Origin of the sequence: Flavobacterium bernardetii, assembly GCF_011305415.1 — a bacterium.
GTDB classification, from domain to species: domain Bacteria; phylum Bacteroidota; class Bacteroidia; order Flavobacteriales; family Flavobacteriaceae; genus Flavobacterium; species Flavobacterium bernardetii.
The window spans coordinates 1-3,505 of sequence record NZ_JAANOQ010000025.1 but is presented as its reverse complement, the minus strand read 5'-3'; the positions used below and the strand labels follow the sequence as shown (position 1 = coordinate 3,505).

Genomic DNA, 3,505 nt, shown 5'->3' with positions numbered 1-3,505 from the left:
TAAGGAAGCATCCCATAATCAAAGTCAATCCTTTTAATCCTTTCAATCTGCGTGCCTATCCCACAAAGTTTGTCACCCTGCCAGGGTCTCACGCCATCCACTTCACCATTCAAAATTCAAAATTTCCCACAAACCAATCGCCACAATCTTGTCATGCTGACGTAAGGAAGCATCCCATAATCAAAGTCAATCCTTTTAATCCTTTCAATCTGCGTGCCTATCCCACAAAGTTTGTCACCCTGCCAGGGTCTCACGCCATCCACTTCACCATTCAAAATTCAGAATTCACCATTCAAAATTTACTGCAAACCAATCACCACAAACTTGTCATTCTGACATTATGAAGAATCTCATAATCAAACACACAGTTATTCCCTTTATTTCAAGCGAAGCGCCCTTTTATTAAAAGAAAACTATGTGGTTAAAAATCCTTTTAATCCTTTCAATCTGCGTGCCTATCCCACAAAGTTTGTCACCTTGCAAGGGTCTCACGCCATCCACTTCACCATTCAAAATTCAGAATTCACCATTCAAAATTTACTGCAAACCAATCACCACAAACTTGTCATGCTGACGTAAGGAAGCATCCCATAATCAAAGTCAATCCTTTTAATCCTTTCAATCTGCGTGCCTATCCCACAAAGTTTGTCACCTTGCAAGGGTCTCACGCCATCCACTTCACCATTCAAAATTCAAAATTTCCCACAAACCAATCGCCACAATCTTGTCATGCTGACGTAAGGAAGCATCCCATAATCAAAGTCAATCCTTTTAATCCTTTCAATCTGCGTGCCTATCCCACAAAGTTTGTCACCTTGCAAGGGTCTCACGCAAACCAAATTCAAAATTCAAAATTCATCAATCACTCAAATCGTAAATCGTAAATCCCAAATCCCAAATTCCACAATCCAAAATTGGCACATTGCCACATCGCCAAATTGACTAATCAACTACCAACTTTTCCACACTTGTATTTCCTTCACTTTTCACCACTACCAAATACAAACCTTTGCTTAAACCCGCAACATTCATACTCGTGTTATTCAAAAGTGTAGTATTATTTTGTGTCAATACCGTTTTGCCAGTGACATCTACAATACTAATACTAGGATTTTGCAATGCCGTACTAAAAGCAATGTTTACTTGCTCTTTCGCTGGATTAGGACTAATACTAACCGTAGTTCCCAAGTTAAAACCCTCATTTTCTAAAACCGCACAAACGCCATTCATAGCAGTAGGTAAAAGTATAGGGTTGCAGTTATCACCAAACGGACACGTTCCTAATGTAGTTGAGGAAGAATAATTTAACCCCCAAGCATAGGCAGTACCATCATTTTTTATCGCTATGGTATGGTCTGCGCCACAAATCACCTTGGCCCAATTGGCATCGGTACCTATTTGTGTGGGTACATTTCTATTTGTAGTATCACCTAAACCTAGTATTCCAGTAATATGATCATTTAAACCCCATGCCCACAAGGTATCGTCTGTTTTTATGGCAAAGGAAGTAAAAAAACCTCCACCTATACTTTTCCAAGTAGCAGTGCCTAATTGTAAAGGCACAAAGGTTGTGGGTACACCAGCACCTAAACCTAACTCACCAGAGGCACCATTTCCAAAAACCCAAAGAGTACCATTGGTTTTAAGCATGAGTATTTGAACGCCTAAAGTGCTTATTTCTGCCCAATCGGTATCGGTACTAAGTTGTGTAGGTACTGGTAGACTCGTAGTGCCGGAGTCTCCAAATGCGCCTTGGTTCATACCCCAGCCCCAAAGTGTACCATTGGTTTTTAATGCCATGGTATAGCCCCAAATACTAGTGTCTATTGAAGCCCAATCGGTATCCGTACTAATTTGTACGGGTGCTAACACATCATTACAACAAGTATTGTTACCTACTTGGTTATAATCATTTCTGCCCCAAGCCCATAACGTACCATTAGTTTGAATACCAATGCTATGTTCTGAGGCACTAGAAATTTCTTTCCAACTAGCTGTACCAATTTGAACTAAGTTTGAACTATAAATAGCTGCTGTTCCAATGCCTAAACTGCCTCTCGTGTTTTCACCTCGTCCCCATAAAGTACCATTAGTTTTTATAGCAAAAACGTTATTTGTGCCGCTTCTTGTTTTCTGCCAATTGGTGTCAATGCCTAATTGCATTGGGGCTTCAAATGTATTAAATGTTGTATTTAAAGCAAAAGTACTGTTTGAACCCCAACCCCAAAGTGTACCATCTGTTTTTATAGCAGTTACGTGATTTTTTTTTCCGTTTATTGAAGTAAAACATTGGCTAAAACTATAAATACTACTAAAAAGCACTAGTGAAATGTAAATTTTTCTCATAAATTCTTATTTTAAAATAGCAAGGCAAACTTAGTTTGCCTTGCTATTATATGTAATACTTATTCTTTTATCAACTTAAACTGTTGGGTTCGTCCATTTGGGGTTGCTACCACAACAATATACATACCTGCACTATATTGGCGGGTGTCAATAGTGTAAGCAGTTTGGTCTGTCGTACTAAAACTATCCATTTTAGTACCTAATAAATTATACACCGTAACAGTGGCGTTCTTGGTTGCGTTGGCAAATTGCAAGGTAACCAATTCTTTCGCTGGATTAGGAGCAAGAATAATATCATTAGTAGGTATATTAAAACCCTCATTTTCTAAAACCGCACAAACGCCATTCATAGCAGTAGGTAAAAGTATTGGAGTGTAGTAACTCTCAGCTGGTACAAAAGTACCAAGAGTAGTAGATGCATAATTATTATATCCCCATGCATAAGAGGTACCATCATTTTTTATCGCTATGGTATGATCTCTACCAGTTATTACCTTTGCCCAATTGGTATCAGTACCTATTTGCGTAGGAATATTTCTATTTGTGGTATCTCCTAAACCTAATTGTCCTCCATCATTTCTTCCCCACACCCATAAAGTACCATCCGTTTTTACAGCAAAAGAGGTAAAAAATCCTCCCGCTATACTTTTCCAGTTATCTGTGCCTACTTGTAAAGGGATAAAAGTGGTGGTTACACCAGATCCTAAACCTAGTGCTCCTGTGCCACCCCCTCCAAAAACCCATAGAGTACCATTGGTTTTAAGCATGAGTATTTGAACGCCTAAAGTGCTTATTTCTGCCCAATCGGTATCGGTACTAAGTTGTGTAGGTACTGGTAGACTCGTAGTGCCGGAGTCTCCAAATGCGCCTTGGTTCATACCCCAGCCCCAAAGTGTACCATTGGTTTTTAATGCCATGGTATAGCCCCAAATACTAGTGTCTATTGAAGCCCAATCGGTATCCGTACTAATTTGTACGGGTGCTAACACATCATTACAACAAGTATTGTTACCTACTTGGTTATAATCATTTCTGCCCCAAGCCCATAAGGTTCCATTGGTTTGTATGCCAACTACATGTCTATCTGATGCAGAAATTGCTTTCCAGTTTGCGGTACCTACTTGGGTAAAAATTTGTATTTGAGGTATAGTAGAATTAA

3 protein-coding genes are annotated in these 3,505 nt (G+C 39.2%); 1 reads left to right on the top strand and 2 read right to left on the bottom strand.

Translation table 11 applies throughout. The annotated features are described in order from the left end of the window. Positions 1-344, top strand: a 344-nt coding sequence (locus G6N05_RS15550; RefSeq protein ID WP_205729778.1) for a hypothetical protein, incomplete at its 5' end; no start/stop codon positions are given. A gap of 598 nt (positions 345-942) precedes the next feature. On the opposite strand, the gene G6N05_RS15395 is transcribed toward G6N05_RS15550, so the two are convergent. Both G6N05_RS15395 and G6N05_RS15390 read right to left on the bottom strand, forming a co-directional pair. Beyond that, positions 943-2,346, bottom strand: coding sequence for a T9SS type A sorting domain-containing protein (locus G6N05_RS15395; RefSeq protein WP_166131834.1), 1,404 nt, complete (start codon positions 2,344-2,346; stop codon positions 943-945). 59 nt (positions 2,347-2,405) lie between these two features. Then, positions 2,406-3,505 (bottom strand): T9SS type A sorting domain-containing protein (locus tag G6N05_RS15390; RefSeq protein ID WP_166131832.1); only part of this gene is annotated, 1,100 nt, incomplete at its 5' end.

Bases quoted from the DNA above. Each gene is read 5' to 3' on its own strand.
- G6N05_RS15395 (WP_166131834.1), bottom strand. From the start codon at position 2,346: ATGAGAAAAATTTACATTTCACTAGTGCTTTTTAGTAGTATTTATAGT.